This window comes from Clostridium chromiireducens (assembly GCF_002029255.1).
Lineage (GTDB): Bacteria > Bacillota > Clostridia > Clostridiales > Clostridiaceae > Clostridium > Clostridium chromiireducens.
The window spans coordinates 1-24,593 of record NZ_MZGT01000032.1; the positions used below are offsets into that span (position 1 = coordinate 1).

The following is a 24,593-nucleotide window of genomic DNA, read 5'->3' on the forward strand; positions in this document are numbered from 1 at the left end:
AGTTAGATTAGAAATATGTATGTACTCTATCTTTAATAAATTATAAATATTACTGCGAAATAAAATTAATAGTGCAAAATAAAAACGTTATCATATGAAATTTGATATTATTTAAATAAATACAATGAAAATCATTTTCAATAAATGAAAAAAGTGCTATTATAATTATAGTGATTAATTAAAATCATTATCAATTGAATATGATTTTAATTAAAAGGAATTATTTAATTTATACTTAATAGAACGGGTTTCAAGAATTAAAAAGTGTCTAGCTTATAATGGATTGCATCGTCAGCAATTAGTAAAACTAGCATGACCCAAAAAAATATATAAATTTATGAGAATTATTTTGAGGAGGAATCAGATATGCCATTAATATTAGCTGCTAAAGGAAACGAAATGAATATTAAAAAGATTACAGGAAATGATGAAACAAAAAGATTTCTTAATAGTTTAGGACTTGTGGCAGGTGAGAAAGTTAAAATTATTTCTGAGCTTGGAGGGAACCTTATAATAAATGTGAAGGACAGTAGAGTAGCGTTGGACAAAGGTATGGCAAGCAGAATAATAGTTTAGGAGGATTATGTAATGAGCACATTAAAAGAAATAAAATGTGGACAAACTGTTAAAGTTAAAAAAGTCGATGGATTAGGAGCGATTCGTAGACGTATTATGGATATGGGAATTACAAGGGGCTGTGAAGTTTATGTACGAAAGGTGGCTCCATTAGGAGATCCTATAGAAGTAACCGTTCGTGGATATGAGTTATCTCTACGTAAAGCTGATGCAGAAATGATAATCGTGGAATAATCCGTGAAAGAGAATATATGAAACCCAATATTATTGAAAAAGAGAGATTAGTGACAAGGAGGAATGAAAATGTCAATTAAAATAGGTCTTGCAGGAAATCCAAACTGTGGAAAGACTACTATGTTCAACGAACTTACTGGTTCATCACAATACGTTGGAAATTGGCCAGGAGTAACAGTTGAAAAAAAGGGTGGTAAGTTAAAAGGAAATAAAGATGTGGAAATTGTGGATTTGCCGGGTGTTTATTCTTTATCTCCATACACTCTTGAAGAAGTTGTGACACGTAATTTTATGATAAATGATAAACCAGATGCTGTAATTAATATAGTAGATGCATCAAATATTGAAAGAAATTTATATTTAACAACTCAAATCTTAGAGTTAGGAATTCCAACAGTTGTAGCTCTTAACATGATGGATATTGTTGAAAAGAATGGAGATAAAGTAGACGTTAATAAACTATCAAAAGTTCTAGGATGTCCAGTGGTTGAAACTTCTGCACTAAAAGGTAATGGGGTAAAGGTTGCAGCAGAGAAAGCTGTGGAACTTGCAAAGTTAAAAGCGAAGCCAAATTTTGTATTAGCTTTTTCAGATGAAGCCAAACATGCTTTTGAAGAAATTGAAAAAGTAGTAAAAAATGATATCACTAATAATGAGTTTGAAAGTCATTGGCTTGCAATCAAGCTTTTTGAACGTGATCAAAATATTTTAGAAAAGTTAAAACTTTCAGAAACTATTTTGAGTAAAATAGAACAGATAATAAAGAAATACGAAGATGAGCTTGATGATGATAGCGAAAGTATTGTTACAGGTGACAGATATGCATTTATAGGTGATGTTGTTTCAAGTGCAATTAAAAAGAACAATAATAGTGGGGAAACAACATCTGATAAAATAGATAAAATTGTTACAAACCGTTTCTTAGCTCTTCCTATATTTGCTGCCATTATGTTTGGTGTATATTACATAGCAGTAAGTTCTATTGGAACAATAATGACAGATTGGACTAATGACGTATTAGTAGGAGAAATAGTACAAGGTAATGTATCAAATTGGCTTGCATCAGTAAATGTTGCAGACTGGTTACAAGGATTAATAATAGATGGTATTATTGGTGGAGTTGGAGCTGTAATTGGTTTTGTTCCACAAATCATGGTTTTATTCTTTTTACTATCAATTCTTGAGGACTGTGGATATATGTCTCGTGTAGCCTTTATTATGGATAGAATTTTCCGTAAGTTTGGATTATCAGGTAAATCATTTATTCCTATGTTAATTGCATCAGGATGTGGAGTTCCAGGAATAATGTCAAGCCGTACGATGGAGAATGATAGAGATAGAAAGATGACAATTATGTTAACTACATTCATTCCTTGTAGTGCTAAATTACCGATAATTGCATTAATTGCGGGTGCATTATTTGGAGGAGCATCTTGGGTTGCACCTTCAGCATACTTTTTGGGAATAGCAATGGTTATTATTTGTGGGGTTGTATTAAAGCAAACTAAATTATTTGCAGGAGATCCTTCGCCGTTTGTTATGGAACTTCCACAATATCATATTCCAAGTTTAAAAAGTGTTTTGATGCATATGTGGGATAGAGGAAAATCATTTATTTATAAAGCTGGTACAATTATATTTGCTGCTTGTGTAACAATATGGTTTTTACAATCATTCAATTGGTCATTTGAGATGGTTGATGCAGGAGATAGTATATTAGCAAGTTTAGGTAATATAATAGCACCAATTTTTGCACCACTTGGATTCGGAAATTGGCAGTCTGCTGTTGCAACAGTTACTGGACTTATTGCAAAAGAAAATGTAGTTGGAACATTTGGAGTTCTATTTGGTATAGCTGATGCAGTGGAAGATGATCCAGCGCTTGTTGGAAATGTTGCAAGTATGTTTACAGCAGCAAGTGCGTTCGCGTTTATGGCATTTAATTTACTTTGCGCTCCTTGCTTTGCAGCAATAGGTGCAATAAGACGTGAAATGGGTTCGTGGAAATGGACATGGATTACTCTAGGATTCCAAACATTTACTGCCTATATAGTTGCACTTATCATTAATCAAGTTGGTAGCTATATTTTGGGAATTGGAAGTCTGACTGGAGCTATAACATCAGTAGTAATAGCGATTTTAGTAATTACTATAGTTATATTAACAGGAAGAAGTTCAAAGGAAAAACAAGTTGGTGGACAATTAAGTTATACAGAATACAAATAAAGATTGAGTAGGTAAGTTTAATAATAACTACCTACTTGAATTTTAAAATAAGGAGTGATATTCATGATAGCAACAATTATCTTAGGTGGTATTATATTTGGCCTTACAGCACTTATAATAGCAAAACAAATTAAGAAAGCTAAAAGTGGAGAAAGTAGTTGTGGATGTGGATGTTCAGGATGTTCTTCAGCTAGTTCATGTCACGGAATAAAAATACAACAAAAATAGAATACTTAAAAATTTAATCGAAGCATATATACCAAGTAAATTATTTTAAATAATTGCTTGGTTTTTTATATTATTAAGGCTAGAAAATTTTAAGAATGTAAAGAATTTAATTAAGTCAATAATATTATGGAATAAATGTATTGACAATGTGAATAATATAAATTATAGTATAATTCATATAAAACATATAGAATTAGTAAGGAATTAAAGATTTGGAAAGAAATAAGCTATAGAAAATAATTTTAATTAGAAGTGTATTCATTATAAAATTATTATCAAATTTAGTTAAGATATTATTAATGTAAAACCTACTAAACATATATGGTAAATAATAAAAGAGAGGGGCAAATATAATGAAAAAGACAAGAATATTAAGTGTAATGCTATCAGCTACTTTAATTATGGGGGCATTTGTTGGATGTGGTAAGCAAGAAGCTAAGAGCGAAAATACAAATGATAGTAAAAAGCCAGTAGAATTACTAAATGTATCATATGATCCAACAAGAGAATTGTATACAAAGTTTAATGAAAGTTTTGTTAAGTACTGGAAGGATAAAACCGGACAAGATGTAACAATAAATCAATCACATGGGGGATCTGGTGCACAGGCACAATCAGTTATTGGAGGATTGGATGCTGATGTTGTGACTCTAGCATTAGGATATGATATTGATGCTATAAGCAAGGAAGGTCTAGTAAATAGTGATTGGCAAAGTAAATTTAAAGACAATAGTTCACCATATACATCAACAATTGTATTTCTTGTCAGAAAAGGAAACCCAAAGAATATAAAAGATTGGGATGATCTTACTAAAGATGGAGTTTCTATAGTGACACCGAACCCAAAAACTTCTGGTGGGGCTAGATGGAATTATTTAGCTGCATGGGCATATGCTTCAAAAAAATATAATGGAGATGAAAAAGCTATAAAGGATTTTATGTCTAAGTTATATTCAAATGTTGCTGTACTTGATTCAGGAGCTAGAGGAGCAACAACAAGCTTTGTTGAAAGAGGATTAGGAGATGTGCTTATAGCATGGGAAAACGAAGCAATTTTATCACTTAATGAACTTGGAAAAGATCAATATGAAATAGTTGCTCCTTCCTTAAGTATATTAACTGAACCACCAGTTGCAGTAGTGGATAAGATAGTTGATAGAAAAGGAACAAGAGAAGTTGCACAAGCTTATTTAGAGTATTTATATACAAAAGAAGGGCAAGAACTAATAGCACAAAATTACTATAGACCTATAGATAAGGAAGTTGCTGAAAAATATAAAAATACATTTCCAGAGCTTAAATTAGTTACAGTAAATGATGAATTTGGGGGATGGGCAAAAGCACAATCAACACACTTTGCTGATGGAGGAACATTTGACCAAATTTATGTTCCAAAGAAATAATATTTTCTGGGTAAAAATGGACTTCTTATTAGTATTGTTGTAAGCATTTCCTAAATAATATGCATTAGATGTGATGTAATACTATAAAATAATTCATAAACCTGAGAATAAAAGAAATAACTTTTATTCTCAGGTTTTATTTGGTCTAATTATAATATTTTTCGAGCAAATTTATTGACAAAATGGTGAAATTACCTTATAGTATATTTCATATAAAGTTTATAAAATTAGTAGGAAATGGAACGATGGTTTTATATTATTGACCAAGAATATAATTAACTCATAGATTGGGGTATAATTTCTCTTAAGATTATAGTGAAGAGCTTATATGGAAATATGATTAAGTATTCTTGGTATATTTATTACCACAAACCCTACTAAACATATATGAATATTAAAAATTACTATAAAAGATAGGGGCGGACATTGTGAAAAAAAGTCGAATCTTAAGTTTAATGCTTTCAGCTGCTATAGTTATTGGGGTTTTTGCAGGATGTGGAAGGCAAGAGGCTAGCAATGGAATAAAACCAGTGGAACTCTTGAACGTGTCGTATGATCCAACAAGAGAATTGTACACGAAGTATAATGAAAGTTTTGTGAAGTATTGGAAAGAAAAAACTGGACAAGATGTAACAATTGATCAATCTCATGCAGGATCAGGCTCACAGGCTCAAGCAGTAATCGGAGGATTAGACGCTGATATTGTGACTCTGGCACTAGGATATGATATTGATGCTATTAGTAAGTCAGGTCTCATAGACAATGATTGGCAAAGTAGATTTAAGGAAAATAGCGCACCATATACATCAACTATTGTTTTTCTTGTTAGAAAAGGAAATCCTCAAAATATAAGGGATTGGGATGATTTAACAAGAGATGGTATTTCAATTGTAACACCAAACCCAAAAACTTCAGGAGGAGCTAGATGGAATTACTTGGCGGCATGGGCATATGCATCAAAAAAATATAATGGAGATGAAAAGTCTATAAAAGATTTTATGTCAAAGTTATATTCAAATGTAGTAGTGCTGGATTCTGGTGCAAGGGGAGCAACAACTAGTTTTGTTAGAAGAGGATTAGGAGATGTACTGATAGCCTGGGAAAATGAAGCTATGTTATCATTACAGCAGCTTGGAAAGGATAATTATGAAGTAGTTACTCCATCATTGAGTATTTTAACAGAACCATCAGTTGCAGTAGTAAATAAAGTTACTGATCGAAGGGGAACTAAAGATGTTGCAGAAGCATATCTAGGATATTTATATACTAAAGAAGGACAAGAATTAGTAGCTGAAAACTATTTTAGACCAAGAGATAAAGAAGTTGCAGAGAAGTACAAGGATATATTTCCAAAGTTAGATCTTGTAACTATAGATGATCCTTTATTTGGTGGATGGAAAAAGGCTCAATCAACACATTTTTCCGATGGTGGAACATTTGATCAAATCTATATTCCAAAAGGCTAAGGATAAGTAGATAAGAAATTTTGAAAGGTATTAATTATTTTGTTAGAATGGGGGATGAATATGAGCAAGTCAAAAAGAGTTATTCCTGGATTTAGATTAACTATGGGATTTTCTCTTGTTTACTTAAGTCTTATTGTCCTAATTCCTTTATCAGCTTTGGTTATAAAGTCAGGGGGAATGGGATTAGATAAGTTTTTTAGTACAGTATTAAATTCTAGAGTATTACATGCATACTTAGTTAGTTTTGGAGCAGCGTTCATAGCAGCAATAATAAATAGTATATTTGGTGTGATTTTAGCCTGGGTTTTAGTAAGATATGATTTTCCGTTTAAAAGATTTATAGATGGTATTATTGATTTACCATTTGCACTGCCAACAGCGGTTGCAGGTATCTCGCTTACTACTTTATATTCTGAAAATGGATGGGTAGGAAAAATATTTTATTCGTTTGGAATAAAATCATCTTTCTCCATTTTAGGGATCGTCATTGCATTGATATTTATTGGAATTCCGTTCGTTGTAAGGACAATTCAACCAGTTCTTGAGGATTTAGATAGTCAATATGAGGAAGCAGCAGCAATGCTTGGAGCTAGTAGAGCAAGGACTTTTTTTAAAGTAATATTTCCAGAAATATCAGCACCATTATTAACAGGCTTTGGATTAGCTTTCGCTAGAGGTGTTGGTGAATATGGTAGTGTAGTTTTCATAGCAGGAAATCTTCCTATGAAAACAGAGATAGCACCTCTTTTAATTATGTCAAAATTAGAACAATACGACTATAGCGGTGCTACAGCAATAGCATTGGTTATGTTGGGAGCTTCATTTTTAATATTATTTGTTATAAATGGAATCCAACTATATAATAGTAAATTAAAGAAGATATGAGGTGAGTAGTAAGTGAAGAAGACATCAATGCATAGAAGTGAAAATAAATTCATGAAGTATGGTTTAATAGGCATAAGTGTATTATTTCTTGTATTAATGCTTATTATTCCACTAATATCGATAATTTCGGAAGCTTTGGCTAAAGGATTTAATGCATATTTAAAAGCCGTTTCAGATGGATACACTCTTAAAGCTATGAACCTCACATTAATAGCTACGTTAATCGCAACAATTATGAATACCATATTTGGGATATGTGTTGCATGGGCTATTACAAAATTTCAGTTTAGAGGGAAGAACCTATTAGGAACTTTAATTGACTTACCTTTTGCAATTTCTCCAGTTATTGCGGGGTTGATATTTGTATTAACTTTTGGAAAAGGTAGTTTTTTGGAAAATATCTTAGTTGAAAATAATATGAAAATTGTTTTTGCTGTGCCAGGAATAATACTAGCAACAATATTTGTTACCTTCCCATTTGTCGCAAGAGAAATAATACCTTTAATGAATGCACAAGGAACTGATGAAGAAGAGGCAGCAGCTATGATGGGAGCTAGTGGGTTTAATATATTTAGAAAAATAACTCTTCCTAATATTAAATGGGGACTCATATATGGAGTAATACTGTGTGCAGCAAGAGCAATGGGAGAATTTGGAGCAGTATCAGTAGTATCTGGTCATATTAGAGGAAAGACAAATACTCTTCCATTACACATTGAAATTTTATATAATGAATATCAATTTTCAGCAGCTTTTGCAGTTGCTTCAATATTAGTTATTATTGCAATTATAGTTTTAGTATTACGTAACATTGTGGAATGGAAAAGTAAGAAGGGGGTCTAGAATATGTATGTGGAACTAAAGAATATTAACAAAAGGTTTGGAGATTATAAAGCATCTGATAATGTTAACTTTAGAATAGAGCAAGGAAAATTGATTGGTCTTTTAGGTCCTAGTGGAAGTGGTAAGACTACAATACTTAGAATGATAGCAGGCCTTGAAACTCCAGATGAAGGAGATATCATTATTAATGGGGTTAAAGTTAATGATATAGAAGCAGGAAAAAGAGGAATAGGATTTGTTTTTCAAAATTATGCTTTATTTCGTCATATGACAGTTTATGATAATATAGCTTTTGGTCTTGTAGTACAAAAAGCTAAAAAAGATTTTATATATGAAAGAGTTATGGAACTTATAGAACTTATTGGTCTTAAAGGTCTTGAAAAAAGATATCCAGGCCAATTATCTGGTGGACAAAGACAACGTGTAGCTTTTGCTAGAGCACTTGCACCAAACCCACAGCTACTATTATTGGATGAGCCTTTCGCAGCTATAGACGCAAAGGTAAGAAAAGAACTTAGAAGATGGCTTAGAGAGACTATATCCAAATTAGGGATAACAAGTATCTTCGTAACTCATGATCAAGATGAAGCTGTTGAAGTAGCAGATGAAATAATAATAACTAATAAAGGTAGAATTGAGCAAAAAGGAAGCCCAGTTGAGATATATAAAAATCCAAAGACTCCTTTTGTAGCACAATTTATTGGTGAATCGAATCTAATAGAAGATTATACAAAGTTAAAGGGATTTGAAGTTGTAGATCCTAAAGAAACGAAAGCAATTGTACGTCCTGAATTTATACAAATTGCTAAAAACGATAAAGAAATATTAACTCCTCTTGCAGCAGAAAAAGGAATAGTTAAAGATATTGCTTTTAGAGGAAATAACCTTGAAATAGATGTTCAGGTTGGAAATCAAATACTTTATGCATATCGTAGTTTAGAGGACGAAGAACTAAAAATTGGTGAAGAAGTTTTAGTTTTAATTCATAGAGTTTATGCATTTAATGAAAATAGTGCAAATGTTGTAGAAAATAAGATTAAAACAGAAGAAATATCTGTAGTTATATAAGTATTCTTTAATAAATAAGAAAAAACGTGAAAACTTAATGACTTCAAATTTGAAGAAAATAAAAATTAGTACTTAAAAATGCAGAAGTTAATAATTATAACTCTGTGTTTATTTAGTAAATATTGACCTTAAAAAAAGGAGATATGCTATGAGTAAGAACGTTCAAGTAAAACAATTAGAGACAGATATATTGATTATTGGCGGGGGTACTGCTGGGTGTTATGCAGCGCTAACAATACGCGAAGAAAATTCTGATGCATCCGTACTTATCCTTGAAAAAGCCAATATTAAGAGAAGCGGCTGTTTGGCAGCTGGGGTAAATGCAATCAATGCATATATAGTAAAAGGAAGAACTCCGGAAGACTATGTAGATTATGCTAAAAAGGATGCAGATAATATTGTAAGAGAAGATTTATTACTTACAATGTCACAAGGTTTAAATAAGGTAACAAAGAAACTAGAAGATTTAGGTCTTGTTATTTTAAAGGATGAAAATGGCGAATATGTAGCTAGAGGAAATAGAAATATAAAAATTAATGGTGAAAATATTAAGCCTATTTTAGCAGATGCAGTTAAGAAACTTCCAGATGTAACAGTTATGAATCAAGTTAATGTTATTGATTATATTGTAAAAGATAATCAAATCCTTGGAGCATTTGCAGTTAATGTTGAGGAAGAAATTCTATATAAAATTAAAGCAAAAAAGGTAATATGTGCAACTGGTGGAGCCGCTGGTCTTTATAAGCCTAATAACCCAGGGTTCTCAAGACATAAAATGTGGTATCCTCCATTTAATACTGGGGCAGGATATGCCATGGGTATAAAATCAGGAGCTGAAATGACTACTTTTGAAATGAGATTCATTGCTCTAAGATGCAAAGATACAATTGCACCTACAGGCACAATTGCACAAGGGGTAGGGGCAAAGCAAGTAAATTCAAAAGGTGAAGTATATGAAACAAAATATGGATTAACTACATCTGAAAGAGTTTATGGTACAGTAAAGGAAAACCAAGAAGGTAGAGGACCTTGTTATTTAAGAACAGAAGGTATTAGCTCTGCTCAAGATGAGGAATTAAAGAAAGCATATTTAAATATGGCACCTAGCCAAACATTAAAATGGTTAGAATCAGGAAGAAATCCAAGTGAGCAAAATGTAGAAATTGAAGGAACAGAACCATACATAGTAGGAGGACATACTGCTAGTGGATACTGGATTGATACTAAAAGAGAAACAACAATAAAAGGTCTTTATGCAGCTGGTGATGTGGCTGGTGGATGCCCACAAAAATATGTCACAGGCGCATTAGTAGAAGGTGAAATCGCAGCTAAGGCAGCAGTAGAAGCAATAAGTGGTGATGGAAATAATAATATTACTTTATCAAAAGCTGAAGAAGTTTCACTTATAGAGAAAAAGAAAGCAGAAGTTGAAAAAGTATTAAATTCTGAAAATCAGGTATTTAATGTAGAGCAGCTTGAAGAAGCAATGCAAAAGGTAATGGATACCTATGCAGGTGGTATTGGAAGCAGTTATCAATTTAATGAGAAACAGCTTGAACTTGCTGCTGAGAAAATTGAGCAAATTGAGAAATTAAGCGAGAATCTGCATGCGGAAGATATGCATGAATTGATGTTTGTATATGAGCTTAAAGAGAGACTTATTATTTGTAAATCAGTAATTGCTCACTTAAAGGCAAGAAAAGAAACTAGATGGCATAGCTTTGCAGAAAATCTTGATTATCCAGAAAAAAGCAATGAATGGCTTAAGTATGTTAACTCAAAGCTTATAGATGGTAAACTTACAATGTTATATAGAGATTTAGTGGGAAGAGGTGAAACATATGAGCATAGCAATTAATAAAAATAAATGCATAGGATGCAAAAGATGTTTAGCTGTGTGTCCAGGAAGTCTTATAAAATCAACTGACGATGGAAAGAAAGTATATATAAAATATCCTAAGGATTGTTGGGGATGCTCTTCTTGTATAAAAGAATGCCCTACAGGTTCAATTTCATTATATCTAGGAGCAGATATGGGTGGAAGAGGAAGCAGACTTACAGTTGAATTAAAAGATGATATTGCAGACTGGAAGATTGAAGAAATTGATGGGAAAGAGCATTCAATTAAGATAAATCGTAAAGATTCAAATCAATATTGATAAAAAACATATGAAAAATAATATTACTTTTTCATGTATTTTAGATAAATTTTTAGAATTTTAATTAAGATAATAGGGGGACTAATATATGAGTGAATTATCACATCTTGATAAATTAGAAGCAGAAGCAATTTATATTATTAGAGAAGTAGCTGCAGAATGCGAAAAGCCAGTAATGTTATATTCTATTGGTAAAGACAGTTCAGTTATGCTGCATCTTGCAATGAAGGCATTTTATCCTGAAAAGCCGCCATTCCCTTTCATGCATATTGATACAACATGGAAGTTTAAAGAAATGGTAGAATTCCGTGATAGAAAAGCAAAAGAATTAGGAATAGAAATGATTGTCCATTCAAATGAGGAGGGTATTAAGCAAGGAATTAATCCTCTTGAGCATGGTTCAGCGTATACTGATATTATGAAGACGCAAGCTTTAAAACAAGGTTTGAGTAAATATGGATTTACAGCAGCCTTTGGTGGTGGACGTCGTGATGAAGAAAAATCTCGTGCGAAAGAAAGAATTTTCTCTTTCAGAAATGAAGCACAAGCATGGGATCCTAAAAATCAAAGACCAGAAATGTGGAAACTTTATAATACTAAAATAAATAAAGGCGAAAGTATGAGAGTTTTCCCAATCTCAAATTGGACTGAAAATGATATATGGCAATATATAAAACGTGAAAATATTGATATCGTGCCTTTATATTTTGCAAAAGAAAGACCGTGCATTGAGCGTGATGGCAATATTATCATGGTGGATGATGATAGATTAAAGCTATTACCAGGAGAAAAGGTTGAACATAAAATAATAAGATTTAGAACACTTGGATGTTATCCATTAACAGGTGGTTTTGAATCAGATGCAGTTACTTTAGATGCGATTATTGAGGAAACCCTTAGTGCCGTATCATCTGAAAGAACAACTAGAGTTATAGATAGTGAAGCAGCAGGTAGTATGGAAAGAAGAAAGAGAGAGGGGTATTTCTAAGATGAAGAGCTTATTAAAGTTTATAACATGTGGTAGCGTAGATGACGGAAAGTCTACTCTTATTGGGCATATTTTGTATGATTCGAAGCTTTTATACGCAGATCAAGAAAAAGCTTTAGAATTGGATAGTAAGGTTGGTAGCAGAGGAGGAGCAATAGACTATTCTCTACTATTAGATGGTTTAATGGCGGAGCGTGAGCAAGGAATTACAATAGACGTTGCATACCGTTATTTTACAACTGATAACAGAAGTTTTATAGTAGCAGATACTCCAGGGCATGAAGAATATACTAGAAACATGGCAGTAGGAGCATCCTTTGCAGAGCTTGCTATTATATTATTAGATGCAAAGCAAGGTGTACTTGTTCAAACAAGAAGACATGCAAGAATTTGTTCTTTAATGGGTGTAAAACATTTTGTATTTGCAGTTAATAAAATAGATTTAGTAGATTATAATCATGAAAGATTTCTAGAAATCGAAGAGCAAATTAAAGAATTAGTAAAAGAACTTTCGTTAGAAAATGTTCATATAATTCCAGTATCAGCTACAGAAGGGGATAATGTTACAAAGAAGTCAGCAAATACTCCATGGTATAGTGGGGAAGCACTTTTAACACATCTAGAAAATGTAGAGATTGATAATAAATCAGAAGAAGGTTTCTATATGCCAGTTCAAAGGGTATGTAGACCAAATCATACTTTTAGAGGGTTCCAAGGGGAAATTGAAGCTGGAAGTATTGCAGTAGGAGATGAAATCACAACACTTCCTAGCAATGAGAAAGCATTAGTAAAAAGTATTCATGTTACTGATAAGGAATCACAAAGTGCTGGGCAAGGGCAGGCTGTCACAATACAGCTTAATAAAGAAGTAGATGTATCAAGAGGCTGTGTACTTACAAAAGGAACTAGCATTGCTCCAAGCAAACTGCTTAGTGCAAAAATTCTTTGGATGGATGATTCAGAATTAACAGCAGGTAAAGAGTACTTTGTAAAAGTAGGAACTAAGATGTTAACTGGTGTTGTTACAGATGTAAAGTATAAAATCGATGTAAACACAGGTGAGCATTTACCAACTGGTTATTTAACAAAAAATGAAATAGCAGCATGTGATATTTTACTTTCAGAAAAAATAGTTGTTGATGAGTTCGATGCACATAAAACTTTAGGAGAACTTATTTTAATAGATCGTATTACTAACATGACATCAGCTTGTGGTGTTATAGAAGATGTTCATAATAATGATGCTAAAAATGGAAAGTTTGCTTTTGAATATAATGAATTAAAAGCAAGAGGAGATATTTTTGAAGAATTCTATTATGATACAGAAACTTTATCTATCTTCAAATATAAACCAGAAGAAAAAACTTACACTGTAGGTAATGAGCTTCCAATAAAAGGTGATAGTTATGAATATCCAGAGAATTTTGATTTACTAGTTCTTCGTGATGGAGTAGCAATTGAAGTTCGTGATAAGAAAATTGCTAACATTAATTCAATCGATGATTATAAGTATCAAGAAGTTCCAGTTATAAATGGTAGAGGATTTGAAGTTAAGGTAAATTCTAATGAGGAAGTTACAACATTCTTAAATGAATATAAAGAAACTAACGAAAAAACTCTAGGTGATTTCTTGAATAAATGGGTTAAATTTGAAACTTATAGAAAAGTAGTTTTTCACAGCACTAACTAGAAGATATAATAACTAAAAATAAAAAAGTATTAATGGGTTTTTAACCTATTAATACTTTTTATTTTTAGTGAAAATCTATGTAATAAAATAATTGATGTATACATGACAATTCAAATTTAGTTTAAGAATGTGTCAATTTTTTTAGCTGTAATGAGAATTTGAACTTATGTATAGAATGCATGCCTATCAAAAGTTAATCAATACATTAATATATCAAAATAATCTTAGGTTATAATTTAAAATATACCTATAAATAATTCGATAGCTTGAAATAAGTACACTAATTTGTGGTAAAATAAATATAGATAACTAGAATATGAATTTAACTTATACTTTGCAATAAATACATACTAGAAAGTAGAAACATTTTTGTGCAGCAGGCATTTGAAAATGAGCTGTTAAAAGAGCTTAATTGTAGGTTGTTCCACTAATGCTTGTCACAATGCAATTGGGAGCAAGCATTAGTGGTGCAACCTGCAATTTAGCTCTTTCAGCGAAATTTTCATAGTCCTGCGAAACAACAATGTTTCTACTTTCGGTGAATTTATTGCATAAGTTTAGGCTATATTTTGTTTACGTATAGGGAATTTTTTACGAAAGGATAAAATGTTATGGAGATTATTACTACAATAGTTGGGCAAGTAGGCATTATGTATGTATTAATGGCTATTGGATTTATTGTCTACAGAAAAGAATTAATTAATGAAGAAGGAGCTAAACAAATATCGAATTTGTTGGTTTGGGTGATTAATCCACTAATAATGCTGACTCGTTATCAGATGGAATTTTCAATAGATAAATTAAAGGAGCTTGGGATTTCCTTTATAGTTTCTTTATTTGCAATGCTTTTGGGATTTTTAATTGGAAGGATTATTTTTAAGAGAGAGCAACGAATCGATAAATTTGCCATTGGATTTGCTAATGCAGGATTCATTGGGATACCATTGGTAACCAGTATAATGGGGATAGATAAAGTTTTCTTCTTATCAGCATACCTGGTTTGTTTTAATATATTAAGTTATACATATGGGATATACATGGTATCAAATAATAAGAATCTAGTTACGGTAAAGAGTGTATTATTAAATCCAGGAATTATTGCTGTAGCACTCGGTTTATTAGTTTTTATTTCTCCAATAAAAATTCCAAAACTTATATATGATGCATTTAATTTAGTAGGGGAAACTAATACACCTATAGCTATGATTTTGCTTGGTACGTATATCGCAAGATCTAAAATTATTACGCTATTTAACGATGGACATGCTTATTTTGTTGCATCTGTAAAATTGATAATAATTCCAATAATAATGATTATATTATTTAAGTTTTTACCTTCATCTTTATCGGAAATAAAAAAAGTAGTATTGATAGCTATGTCTACACCAGTAGGGCTCACTGTACCAATGTTTTCTCAGATGTATGGTGGAGATTATGAATACGGAGCAAAGTTAGTGGGACTAAGCACGTTATTGTCATTAGTTACAATACCAATAATTTTATACATTGCTAATATTGTTTGGTGAAAAAAAGTAAGTTTAAGTGAAGTGGATTATTGGATATATAAAGATAAGTCTAAGACGAAATTATCCTAATAAGATGAATAATTAATAGAATAAGATTTACAATTTTAAATATATACAGACCAGAAAGATACGCTTCTTTTTCTGGTCTGTATTGCATTAAAAATAATTATATACTAGTTTGTTCTTCTTCTTTTTAACAGTGTTGTAATTATAGCTGGAGATATTGAAATTAAAACAATTAATATAATCACAATTTCAAAGTTATTCGCAACAATAGGTATATTACCGAAAAAATAACCGCCAATAATAAATAAAGCTACCCAAGGGATGCTACCTATCATGTTGTATATTATAAAGTTGCTAAATTGTACACCAGCTGTGCCAGCAATAAAAGGTATGAAAGTTCGTACTAGGGGAATAAACTTAGCAATAATTATTGTTTTACCTCCATAAGTATCATAAAAGGTTTGAGCTTTTTCTATATGCTTTTTATTAAAGATTATAGAATTATTGTTTTTAAAAATTTTTGTCCCAAAGCGTTTTCCAATATAGTAATTTACGCATTCTCCTATAATATTTGAGATGACTAATATAAAAGTTATTTTTTCAATGTCTAATGCTCCTTTTGACGCTAAAGTTCCTGTAACAAATAATAGTGATTCTTCAGGAAGAAAAGGTGCCATAAATAGGCCAGTTTCACAAAATACAATAGTAGACAAAAACAGGTAAGTATAATTATTGTAATTTCTTACGAATTCTGTTAGAAAAGTATCAATAGATAGTGAAAGGGGTAAACTGTAAAAAAACATTATCATAGAACTCCTTTTTATTTTACTTTAGTGATTTAATTCAAAAATATAAGTAGTCATAAACAAGATAAGGAAAATGTAGAATTATAATTTATATTGTCATTATATATGAACATACAATATAATATAGATTATACAGGATAGTTTACTGATATTCTACTATGTGGTCTATACTATTTTTAGATAAAATTTAATGAGGACTATATATTTTTCAAAAGATTATTTTTGGGAGGGACTATGAAATATAAAAAATACCATATTGTTTCTTTTATTATATTAATGTTTACTTTAATTATAAAAGAAATATTAGATTTACTAAATTCTGCTGACAATTTTGGTAAATCATCGAGCTTTAATTATATATATATATTAAATTGTTTTTTGTTAGGAGTGTGCTTTTTATTTCTCATAAAAGGTTTATTGCAAAGATTGAGAGCCGCCTTGGTTATTAGTGTATTTATTATATCATTATTTATCATATCCAATTTCTTTGAGATTGTATATTTTGAGTTTAATGTATTTTTATTAAGTTACATACTATTATCTTTAGTAATTCAAAATAACTGGTTTAAAGCAAAAGCTAACCCAGTAAAATTAAAGGTGGGGATTATATTATCATGCCTTTTAGTGTTTATTAATGCTATTGTGAGCTTAACCTCAATAAATATTTTTAATCATATAAATGTACTTGTAAATTTAAGTGTATTATTGGTAATTATAAAACTAATTTTAGAGCCAAATACTTTCAAAGAAGCGCATTCATATGAGGATAAGCTTAAAGTTCAAGAGATGCTAAGAAAATTTGCAACAAATCCTGTATCGGCCATTATTTTAGAAGATGACAAGCAGTATTTCTTTCCTGAATTTTGTGAAGGCGTTATAGGTTATACTGTAATTAACAATATAGCAATTGTAGCTGGAGAGCCTATATGCAGCGATAAGGATATGAATAATATTTTACTAGAATTCAAAAGTTTTTGCTCAGATAATTCATTATCGATATGCTTTTGCCAAGTTTCTGAAAAGTATATTAATGTTCTGAAGAATGCTGATTTTATAGTGCAAGAATATGGAAAAGAAGCTATTATTCATTTAGATACCTATACCATAAGTGGTTCTAAGACTTCAAAAATTAGATGGGCAAACAATAAGATGGATAAGTTAGGTATTAAAGTAACCGAATATAAACCTCTTATTGAAAGAAATCAGAAAATTGAAGAGCAGATAGTTAATGTTTCTAATGAGTGGTTAACAATGAAGAAAAGTAGTGAACTTTCTTTTATGTTAGGGACTATATCTTTGGACAAACCTTTCGATAGAAGGTATTTTATAGCATCAAATCCAGAGGGGGAGCTATTAGGATTTATAGTATGCTTTCCATATGAATCACACAAAGGATATTTTATTGATATAACAAGAAGAAGCAAAGATGCTCCACTCGGAATTATGGAAAAACTAACTATAGAAATATGTAAAGTTTTAAAAGAAGATGAAGTTAAAGAAGTTAGTTTAGGACTAGCTCCGTTGGCAGATATTCAAAGTAGTCATAGTATAGAGGGAATTACTGTCTATAAGTTTTTTAAATTCATGTATAAATATATGAATTCATTTTATGGATTTAAGGCGCTATATGATTATAAGAAGAAGTATAATCCATCAGTTTGGGAATCAAAATTTATAGCATTTTCAGCTGAGGCATCTATTTTATCTATAGGGTATGCTATGATAAAGGCAAAGCACCCCCAAGGGATAAGAAGGCTTTTATTTGAAAGATTATTAGCAGTTCTTAAACCAAATAGTAATTAATTAAAGCCATTTGAACCATATCATCACTCAAATTAGAATAAGAATGGGGCTTAGAAGAATCAAATACTATGGAATCTCCAGGATTTAAAATATAATTTGTGTTGTCAACAGTTAATGACAATTGCCCCCTGTAAAGTATTATATATTCTTGAGTCTTTTCACCATGGGAATTAGATTCATAGGAACTATTTCCATCTAACTCTACAGTGAAAAGTTCAAAGTTTCTATTTACATTACTAGTAAAATGACAGTAAACTCTATATTTTTTATCAGGAGATTCTTGTTTAGTGGAATCTTCTTTTTTTATTAAAATATCTGTTTTTATTGGTTCATCAATAAGAGAAGTATATGGGATTTTTAATCCACTAGCAATCTTCCATATTGTGTTTATGGTTGGATTAGATTCACCTCGCTCAATTTGTCCAAGCATTACTTTACTAACACCGCATATCTCAGAAAGTTTTCCTAGGCTTAGCTGCCTTTCAGTCCTTAGTCTTTTTAGATTACTAGCAATAATATTATTTAAATTCATATTTTCACTCCTTGACAAATATAAAGTACAAAAGTAAGATATAACATATGATAAGATATAACGTACTATTTATATAATATATCTTACGATTTTATATATAAATTATCAAGGGGGCATTTTATGGAATTGGGGAAAATACCAGATAATCCGTTAGAAAAAGAGGGGGAAAGTAATTTAAGGTACTTTATTCAAGGAATAAAAGATTGTATTCCGACTATTTTTGGGTACATAAGTTTAGGAATTGCTTGCGGAGTTTTGGGTAAATCTTGTGGATTGACAATTTGGGAAGCAATGGGTATGAGTGCGTTTGTTTATGGAGGATCATCTCAGTTTATAGCATCAAGTATGATTTTATCAGTGGCATCTGTACCAAGTATAATATTCACTATTTTCTTTGTTAACTTTAGACATTTGTTTATGAGTGCGGCAATTGCTCCATACTTTAAGAATAATTCGTTTCTAAAAAATCTTTTTATAGGCACACTATTAACGGATGAAACTTTTGTTGTTGCATCTGTCGAGGGTTATAAGAAAAAGAAGATTAATAACTTTTGGATGGCAGGCTTAAATATTACAGCATATATCAATTGGATTTTAGCTACAGGTATTGGAGTTTTTATTGGAGGGTTTATACCAGATTATAAAGTTTTTGGATTAGATTTTGCATTAACTGCGATGTTTATAGGCTTATTGATTATAGCTATAAAGGGGAATTTAAAGATTAAAAAGGCTGGTATAATAGTTGTTACCAGTTCAATAGTTTTGATAATAAGTAGCATACTTGTTTCTACTAGTATTGGCGTTATTATATCAGCAATTATTGGGGCATTAATTGGGGTGGTGATTAAAGAGTGAATTTCTATGTATGGAGTGTAATTATAGGAGGGTGCATTGTAACTGTACTTCCGAGAGTATTACCAATTACTATATTATCAAAGGTAAAACTAAATAAAAAAGTAGAAGAATTTTTAACATATATTCCAATATCAATATTAGCTTCATTAATAGCTGTGGAGCTTTTTACAGTAAATAATAAATTTACATTTCAAGATAACTCTTTAGAATTATTAGCAGCAATTCCAACAATATTAGTTGCTATGAAAAAGAATAATTTATTATTAACAGTGGTTGTTGGCGTAGTATCAATAGCAATTTTAAGGTTTGTATTTTAGAAATAATCAATAAATTAAAGGCATATCAGAGATGAATATGCCTTTTTTTATTGACTTGATAATTATATCAGTGTATCATCATCTATAAGTAAAATTAAGGATAATAATGAGTATGTTAGAGTTAAAAGGAAAAGTATAATGAAAGATAAAATGAAGTTAACATCAAGAACTAAGGTTTGCCTAAAAAATAGCATATTATTTTCTATTGTAATTAGTATTTTCGCACAGATATACATATATCCATTTAACAGTAAATTTGTTTTAGGAATTGGAGTTGTCGTAATTGGTTTTGTATTTGCTGTAACTGAAAATATATATCCATTTATAGTAGGGGTTACAGCTGGAATTTTAACTGCATTTATAAGAGGCATGGGTTTACTAATATCTTCACATAATTATTCAAATGATATTATACTACAATTTGCTCCAGCAGCTATTTTTTATATCTTTTATGGAATATTTGGAACTATATTTTCACTGAGTAAGAAAAATGAATCTATAATACGTTTATATATGGCATTAGTATGTTTTGATGTAGCCTGCAATATTATAGAAATATTAGTTAGAAATATGTTTTCGGTATCAACACTAAAAGTAATTATTGTTACAGGACTTATTCGGGCATTTATTCAATGTACTGCATTTCTAATATACAATTACCAGAAGTTATATATTAAAAAGTCAGAACATCAAAAGCGTTATGCCGAATTAAACTTGATGGTTTCTAAAATATACGCGGAAGCCTTCTATTTGCAAAAATCCACAGATGATTTAAACAATGTGATGAAGGAAGCATATTACTTGTATGAAATGAATAAAAGTAAATCAGAATTTTCAACTAAGGCATTAGCTATTGCACAAAATGCGCATGAGATTCGTAAAAATAATGATCGTGTGCTTAGGGGAATCAACGAGCTAGTAAAAAATGTTGAGAAAGCAGAATACATGACTATTTCAGAAATTTTTTCTATAATATCAGATAGTACTAAGAGATTAATAGATAATATTAACGCTCAAATTTATATAAAATTTAAAGTGGAAAATGATTATTCTATTAAAAGGTATTATGATATATTTGCTATTTTAAACAATCTAATTATTAATGCGATTGAAGCATGTAAAGAAAATAATACAATTAATGTGACTGGGGAGATTTCAGAAAAAATATTATTAATTAGTGTTTCAGATGATGGGACAGGCGTGGAAGAAGATATATTACCATACATATTTAATATTGGTTTTTCCACTAAATTTGATGAGAATACTGGTGCAATGTCTACAGGAATAGGATTATGCCATGTTAAAAATCTACTAGATGATTTACAAGGGATAATAGAAGTTAATAGTGATACAAGAAAAGGAACTAAATTTACAGTTAGTATACCGCTAACTAGTCTATAGAAATTTTCATAATAAGGGGGGCTATTTATGGAAACAACATTTGTCATTATTGATGATGACATAGCAATATGCAAGATTTTGGAACAAGCAATTAAGAAGAACAATTTAGGCAAGGTCATATCAATACTTACAACGGGAAGAGAGGCAAAAGAGGCTATTTTAAAATTAAATCCAGATATTGTCTTAATAGATTTGTTACTGCCTGAGGTAGATGGAATAGAAATTGTAAAAAGGACTTTTGACAATGGTTATACTGGCAAAATTATAATGTTATCTCAAGTTGAAGAAGGAGAAATGATTTCAAATGCTTATAAAAGTGGAATAATTTTTTACATCAATAAACCTATTAATATGATTGAAACCATCAGTGTTATTAATAATGTGAAAAAACAAGTTGAGTTAGAGAAATCCATGTTAATGATTAAAAGTGTAATATTTCCGGAAAACATTGCGAAGCATAAGGAAATTAAAAATGCAGCAGATAATCTTTCTGCGGAGGATAAACTAGCACGTATATTTTCAGATATAAATATTATTGGCAGCGCTGGAGTAGAGGAATTGAGGCTTGTAATATTACATATAATTAATAAAAAGAAACTGAATCCATCTAAATCCTATCAGCTTAAAGAAATCTATATGGAAGTTGCTAAAGAATTATATGGTGATACACTGGCAGTTATAAATTTTAAAGCAATGGAACAGCGGATTAGAAGAACTATTACTAAGGCAATGACTTCTGTAGCTAGCTTGGGGATTGAAGATGTGGATAATAATATTTATAAAGAATATTCATCTTCTCTTTTTGAGATAAAGCAAGTAAAACAAGAAATGAAACATTTAAAGCAGTCATCATTTAATCAAGGTAAGATAAATACTAAAAAATTTATTGAAGGTGTGTTAATTAAAATTTTAAATTAGGAAAATGAAAATATGCTGGAAAGTGGATTTGTTATTTTATTGAATGTGTATAAAGATATAAACTTCAAAAAACTACAGAAAACACAGAATGTTAAAATCCATTGACTATATTTATATTAAATTATATAATCAGTTCAAGATTTAAGAAAAAGCGATGGAGCTTTGGTATACATGCCAAGGCTCTTTTTTTATTGCATAAAAGTTTAAGTAAGAATATTTTTTGAAATGGAGATATGAACTATGGATGGTAAGAGTAATGAATTAGGACAAGTAAGTTTAAATACAGCTCAATTGCTAGTTAAATGCCTAGAAGAAGAGGGGGTTAAATATATATTTGGTATTCCAGGAGAAGAAAATCTTGAAGTTATGAATGCAATATATGATTCGACCATTGAATTCATTACTACCAGACATGAACAAGGAGCAGCATTCATGGCTGATATATATGGCAGGTTAACCGGTAAGGCAGGAGTTTGTCTAGCTACACTAGGGCCGGGAGCAACAAATTTAGTAACAGGAGTTGCGGATGCACACAGTGATGGAGCACCACTTGTTGCTATTACTGGACAAGTAGGAACAGAGAGGATGCATATTACTTCTCATCAGTTTCTAGACTTATGTAAAATGTTTGAACCAATTACGAAGAAGACAAAGATGATAGTACGACCTAATACAGTAAATGAAATTGTAAGAATTGCATTTAAGTATGCTGAAAGCGAAAAGCCTGGAGCCTGTCATATAGACTTGCCTGTAAATATAGCTAAGATGCCTGTTGATTCATGCGAAAAACCTTTATTAAAAAAAGTGCAGCCTAAAGAGTTTGCTGAACTTGAAACAATTGAAGAGGCAGCAGCTGAAATATTTAAAGCTAAGAATCCTGTAATACTTGCTGGAAGCAGTGCTGTAAGAGCTCAAGCAAGTGAAGCATTAACTAAATTTGCTACAGATTTAAAAATTCCAGTTATCGTAACAATGATGTCAAAGGGAATTATTCCTTGTAATAATCCTTATTTTATATCTACTATTGGTATTCCGCAAAAAGATTATGTAAATAAGGTAATTGAAAATGCTGATCTTGTTATTGCAGTTGGTTATGACATTGTTGAATATGCTCCAGCAAAGTGGAATCCAAATGGGAGCATAGAAATCATACACATTGATAGTAGTCAAGCTCATATTAACAAATTGTATCAACCCAAGGTTGAAGTTGTTGGTGATATTTCAGATTCATTATTAAAAGTTGCTCTAAGGACCTCAAGAAAGAATGAACCTGTATGTGCACTAGGGATAAAGGAAGAAATAGAAAAAGAGCATGAAAGTTATTCGGGTGATTTATCATTTCCTATGAAGCCACAAAAGATCTTAAATGATGTAAGAAAGGTTATGGGACCAGATGATATTATAGTTTCAGATGTGGGAGCACATAAAATGTGGATTGCACGTCACTATAATTGTTACAAACCCAACACGTGTATAATATCTAATGGTTTTGCCACAATGGGAATAGGTGTACCAGGAGCAATCGCAGCAAAATTAATAAATCCAGATAAAAAAGTATTAACAATTACTGGGGATGGCGGCTTTATGATGAATTCCCAAGAGATTGAGACTGCTATTAGAATCGGAACTCCATTTGTGACGCTTGTATTCAATGATAATAATTATGGTCTTATTAAGTGGAAGCAGGAAGAACAATATGGAAAGAGCTGTTATGTGGAGTTTACAAATCCAGACTTTGTTAAATTAGCGGAAGGAATGAATGCTAAAGGATACAGAATAGAAAAGGCAGAAGACTTAATTCCAACTTTAGAGGAAGCTTTTAAGCAAACAGTTCCTGTTATCATAGATTGTCCTGTTGATTATGATGAGAATTTAAGATTAACTGAACAATTAAAGAAAATTTATAAAGGATAAAAATCAGAGGGGGGTAATAAATGATTAAGTTAGAGAATATAGTTAAGAATTTTGGCGATGTTCATGTTTTGAAAAATGTAAATTTATTAGTTAAAGAAGGAGAAAAATTAGTAGTAATAGGACCAAGTGGTTCAGGAAAATCTACTCTTATTAGATGTATGAATTATTTAGAAGAACCTACGTCTGGAAAAGTAACAATAGATGAGTACGATTTAAGCCTAAAAAAAGATTTGGCTAAAGTTAGGCAATCTACTGCAATGGTTTTTCAACAGTTTAATTTATATCCGCATATGACTGTGCTTGAAAATCTTACTTTAGCTCCAATAAAACTTCAAAATGTAAGTAAAAAAGAAGCAGAAGAATCAGGATTAAAGTATTTAGAACGAGTAGGCTTAAAAGAGAAGGCAGATGCTTATCCAAACCAATTATCTGGTGGACAACAGCAAAGAGTAGCTATTGCAAGGGCTCTTAATATGCATCCTAAAATAATGTTATTTGATGAACCAACATCGGCATTAGACCCAGAAATGATTCAGGAAGTATTAGATGTTTTAGTTGGATTATCTAAGGAAAATATAACAATGGTTGTTGTAACTCATGAAATGGGATTTGCAAAACAGGTTGCAGACAGAGTTATTTTCATGGATGGAGGCCAAATAATTGAAGAAGCTCCACCAGAAGAATTTTTCTCGAGTCCAAAGAATGAAAGAACTAAGGCATTTTTAAATAAGGTCATAAGATAAAGCGCA

23 protein-coding genes are annotated in these 24,593 nt (G+C 30.9%); 21 read left to right on the top strand and 2 right to left on the bottom strand.

Annotation, left to right across the window (positions count from 1 at the left end):
- Positions 1 to 366 precede the first annotated feature (366 nt).
- The 14 genes from CLCHR_RS12645 (at position 367) to CLCHR_RS12710 (ending at position 15,292) form a co-directional block, all read left to right on the top strand.
- The gene (locus CLCHR_RS12645) at positions 367 to 576 is read left to right on the top strand and encodes a FeoA family protein (protein WP_079440164.1); all 210 of its coding nucleotides are present in this window, start codon (positions 367 to 369) and stop codon (positions 574 to 576) included.
- A gap of 12 nt (positions 577 to 588) precedes the next feature.
- Positions 589 to 810, top strand: a complete 222-nt coding sequence (locus CLCHR_RS12650; RefSeq protein WP_079440165.1) for a FeoA family protein — start codon at positions 589 to 591, stop codon at positions 808 to 810.
- A 69-nt stretch (positions 811 to 879) separates the two neighbouring features.
- On the top strand, positions 880 to 3,036 hold the full coding sequence (gene feoB / locus CLCHR_RS12655; protein ID WP_079440166.1) for a ferrous iron transport protein B: 2,157 nt from the start codon (positions 880 to 882) through the stop codon (positions 3,034 to 3,036).
- A gap of 63 nt (positions 3,037 to 3,099) precedes the next feature.
- On the top strand, positions 3,100 to 3,264 hold the full coding sequence (locus tag CLCHR_RS12660) for a FeoB-associated Cys-rich membrane protein (protein WP_079440167.1): 165 nt from the start codon (positions 3,100 to 3,102) through the stop codon (positions 3,262 to 3,264).
- 353 nt (positions 3,265 to 3,617) lie between these two features.
- A complete protein-coding gene (locus CLCHR_RS12665) occupies positions 3,618 to 4,667 on the top strand; it encodes a sulfate ABC transporter substrate-binding protein (RefSeq protein ID WP_079440168.1) in 1,050 nt (349 codons plus the stop codon).
- Positions 4,668 to 5,095: 428 nt separating this feature from the next.
- A complete protein-coding gene (locus tag CLCHR_RS12670; protein WP_079440169.1) occupies positions 5,096 to 6,133 on the top strand; it encodes a sulfate ABC transporter substrate-binding protein in 1,038 nt (345 codons plus the stop codon).
- A gap of 60 nt (positions 6,134 to 6,193) precedes the next feature.
- Positions 6,194 to 7,018, top strand: coding sequence for a sulfate ABC transporter permease subunit CysT (gene cysT, locus CLCHR_RS12675; protein ID WP_079440170.1), 825 nt, complete (start codon positions 6,194 to 6,196; stop codon positions 7,016 to 7,018).
- A gap of 27 nt (positions 7,019 to 7,045) precedes the next feature.
- Positions 7,046 to 7,861 carry a sulfate ABC transporter permease subunit CysW gene (gene cysW / locus CLCHR_RS12680; protein ID WP_169896793.1) on the top strand — a complete coding sequence of 272 codons (816 nt, stop codon included), beginning with the start codon at positions 7,046 to 7,048 and terminating at the stop codon, positions 7,859 to 7,861.
- A gap of 3 nt (positions 7,862 to 7,864) precedes the next feature.
- Complete coding sequence (locus tag CLCHR_RS12685) at positions 7,865 to 8,929, top strand: sulfate/molybdate ABC transporter ATP-binding protein (RefSeq protein ID WP_079440172.1); 1,065 nt, start codon at positions 7,865 to 7,867, stop codon at positions 8,927 to 8,929.
- Between the two features lie 148 nt (positions 8,930 to 9,077).
- The gene (locus CLCHR_RS12690; protein ID WP_079440173.1) at positions 9,078 to 10,787 is read left to right on the top strand and encodes an adenylyl-sulfate reductase subunit alpha; all 1,710 of its coding nucleotides are present in this window, start codon (positions 9,078 to 9,080) and stop codon (positions 10,785 to 10,787) included.
- Positions 10,771 to 11,088 carry a 4Fe-4S dicluster domain-containing protein gene (locus CLCHR_RS12695; protein WP_079440174.1) on the top strand — a complete coding sequence of 106 codons (318 nt, stop codon included), beginning with the start codon at positions 10,771 to 10,773 and terminating at the stop codon, positions 11,086 to 11,088. Before CLCHR_RS12690 ends, CLCHR_RS12695 begins: the two co-directional genes overlap by 17 nt.
- An 88-nt stretch (positions 11,089 to 11,176) precedes the next feature.
- Complete coding sequence (gene cysD / locus CLCHR_RS12700) at positions 11,177 to 12,076, top strand: sulfate adenylyltransferase subunit CysD (protein ID WP_079440175.1); 900 nt, start codon at positions 11,177 to 11,179, stop codon at positions 12,074 to 12,076.
- 1 nt (position 12,077) lies between these two features.
- Positions 12,078 to 13,766, top strand: a complete 1,689-nt coding sequence (locus CLCHR_RS12705) for a sulfate adenylyltransferase subunit 1 (protein WP_079440176.1) — start codon at positions 12,078 to 12,080, stop codon at positions 13,764 to 13,766.
- A gap of 611 nt (positions 13,767 to 14,377) precedes the next feature.
- Entirely contained in the window at positions 14,378 to 15,292 is a 915-nt protein-coding gene (locus CLCHR_RS12710; protein ID WP_079440177.1) for an AEC family transporter, read from the top strand.
- A 173-nt stretch (positions 15,293 to 15,465) separates the two neighbouring features.
- Here CLCHR_RS12710 and CLCHR_RS12715 read toward each other — a convergent pair whose 3' ends face one another.
- Entirely contained in the window at positions 15,466 to 16,101 is a 636-nt protein-coding gene (locus tag CLCHR_RS12715; protein WP_139376237.1) for a VTT domain-containing protein, read from the bottom strand.
- 237 nt (positions 16,102 to 16,338) lie between these two features.
- Here CLCHR_RS12715 and CLCHR_RS12720 point away from each other — a divergent pair, with 237 nt between their 5' ends.
- The gene (locus tag CLCHR_RS12720; protein WP_079440179.1) at positions 16,339 to 17,907 is read left to right on the top strand and encodes a bifunctional lysylphosphatidylglycerol flippase/synthetase MprF; all 1,569 of its coding nucleotides are present in this window, start codon (positions 16,339 to 16,341) and stop codon (positions 17,905 to 17,907) included.
- Here CLCHR_RS12720 and CLCHR_RS12725 read toward each other — a convergent pair.
- Positions 17,888 to 18,439 (bottom strand): helix-turn-helix domain-containing protein, encoded by a 552-nt coding sequence (locus CLCHR_RS12725; RefSeq protein ID WP_079440180.1) that lies wholly within the window; start codon positions 18,437 to 18,439, stop codon positions 17,888 to 17,890. The two genes, CLCHR_RS12720 and CLCHR_RS12725, sit on opposite strands and share 20 nt — an antisense overlap.
- A gap of 120 nt (positions 18,440 to 18,559) precedes the next feature.
- Here CLCHR_RS12725 and CLCHR_RS12730 point away from each other — a divergent pair, with 120 nt between their 5' ends.
- The 6 genes from CLCHR_RS12730 to CLCHR_RS12755 all read left to right on the top strand — a co-directional run bounded on the left by CLCHR_RS12730 (position 18,560) and on the right by CLCHR_RS12755 (position 24,587).
- Positions 18,560 to 19,294, top strand: a complete 735-nt coding sequence (locus CLCHR_RS12730) for an AzlC family ABC transporter permease (protein ID WP_079440181.1) — start codon at positions 18,560 to 18,562, stop codon at positions 19,292 to 19,294.
- Positions 19,291 to 19,611, top strand: a complete 321-nt coding sequence (locus CLCHR_RS12735; protein WP_079440182.1) for an AzlD domain-containing protein — start codon at positions 19,291 to 19,293, stop codon at positions 19,609 to 19,611. The genes CLCHR_RS12730 and CLCHR_RS12735 overlap by 4 nt, the downstream gene beginning before the upstream one ends.
- 138 nt (positions 19,612 to 19,749) lie before the next feature.
- Positions 19,750 to 21,012 carry a sensor histidine kinase gene (locus CLCHR_RS12740; protein ID WP_079440183.1) on the top strand — a complete coding sequence of 421 codons (1,263 nt, stop codon included), beginning with the start codon at positions 19,750 to 19,752 and terminating at the stop codon, positions 21,010 to 21,012.
- 27 nt (positions 21,013 to 21,039) lie between these two features.
- Positions 21,040 to 21,930, top strand: a complete 891-nt coding sequence (locus CLCHR_RS12745) for a response regulator (protein WP_079440184.1) — start codon at positions 21,040 to 21,042, stop codon at positions 21,928 to 21,930.
- 240 nt (positions 21,931 to 22,170) lie between these two features.
- Positions 22,171 to 23,844, top strand: a complete 1,674-nt coding sequence (locus CLCHR_RS12750) for an acetolactate synthase large subunit (protein WP_079440185.1) — start codon at positions 22,171 to 22,173, stop codon at positions 23,842 to 23,844.
- A 20-nt stretch (positions 23,845 to 23,864) separates the two neighbouring features.
- Positions 23,865 to 24,587: an amino acid ABC transporter ATP-binding protein gene (locus tag CLCHR_RS12755; protein ID WP_079440186.1), complete on the top strand. Its 723-nt coding sequence runs from the start codon at positions 23,865 to 23,867 to the stop codon at positions 24,585 to 24,587.
- The last annotated feature ends 6 nt before the right edge of the window (positions 24,588 to 24,593 follow it).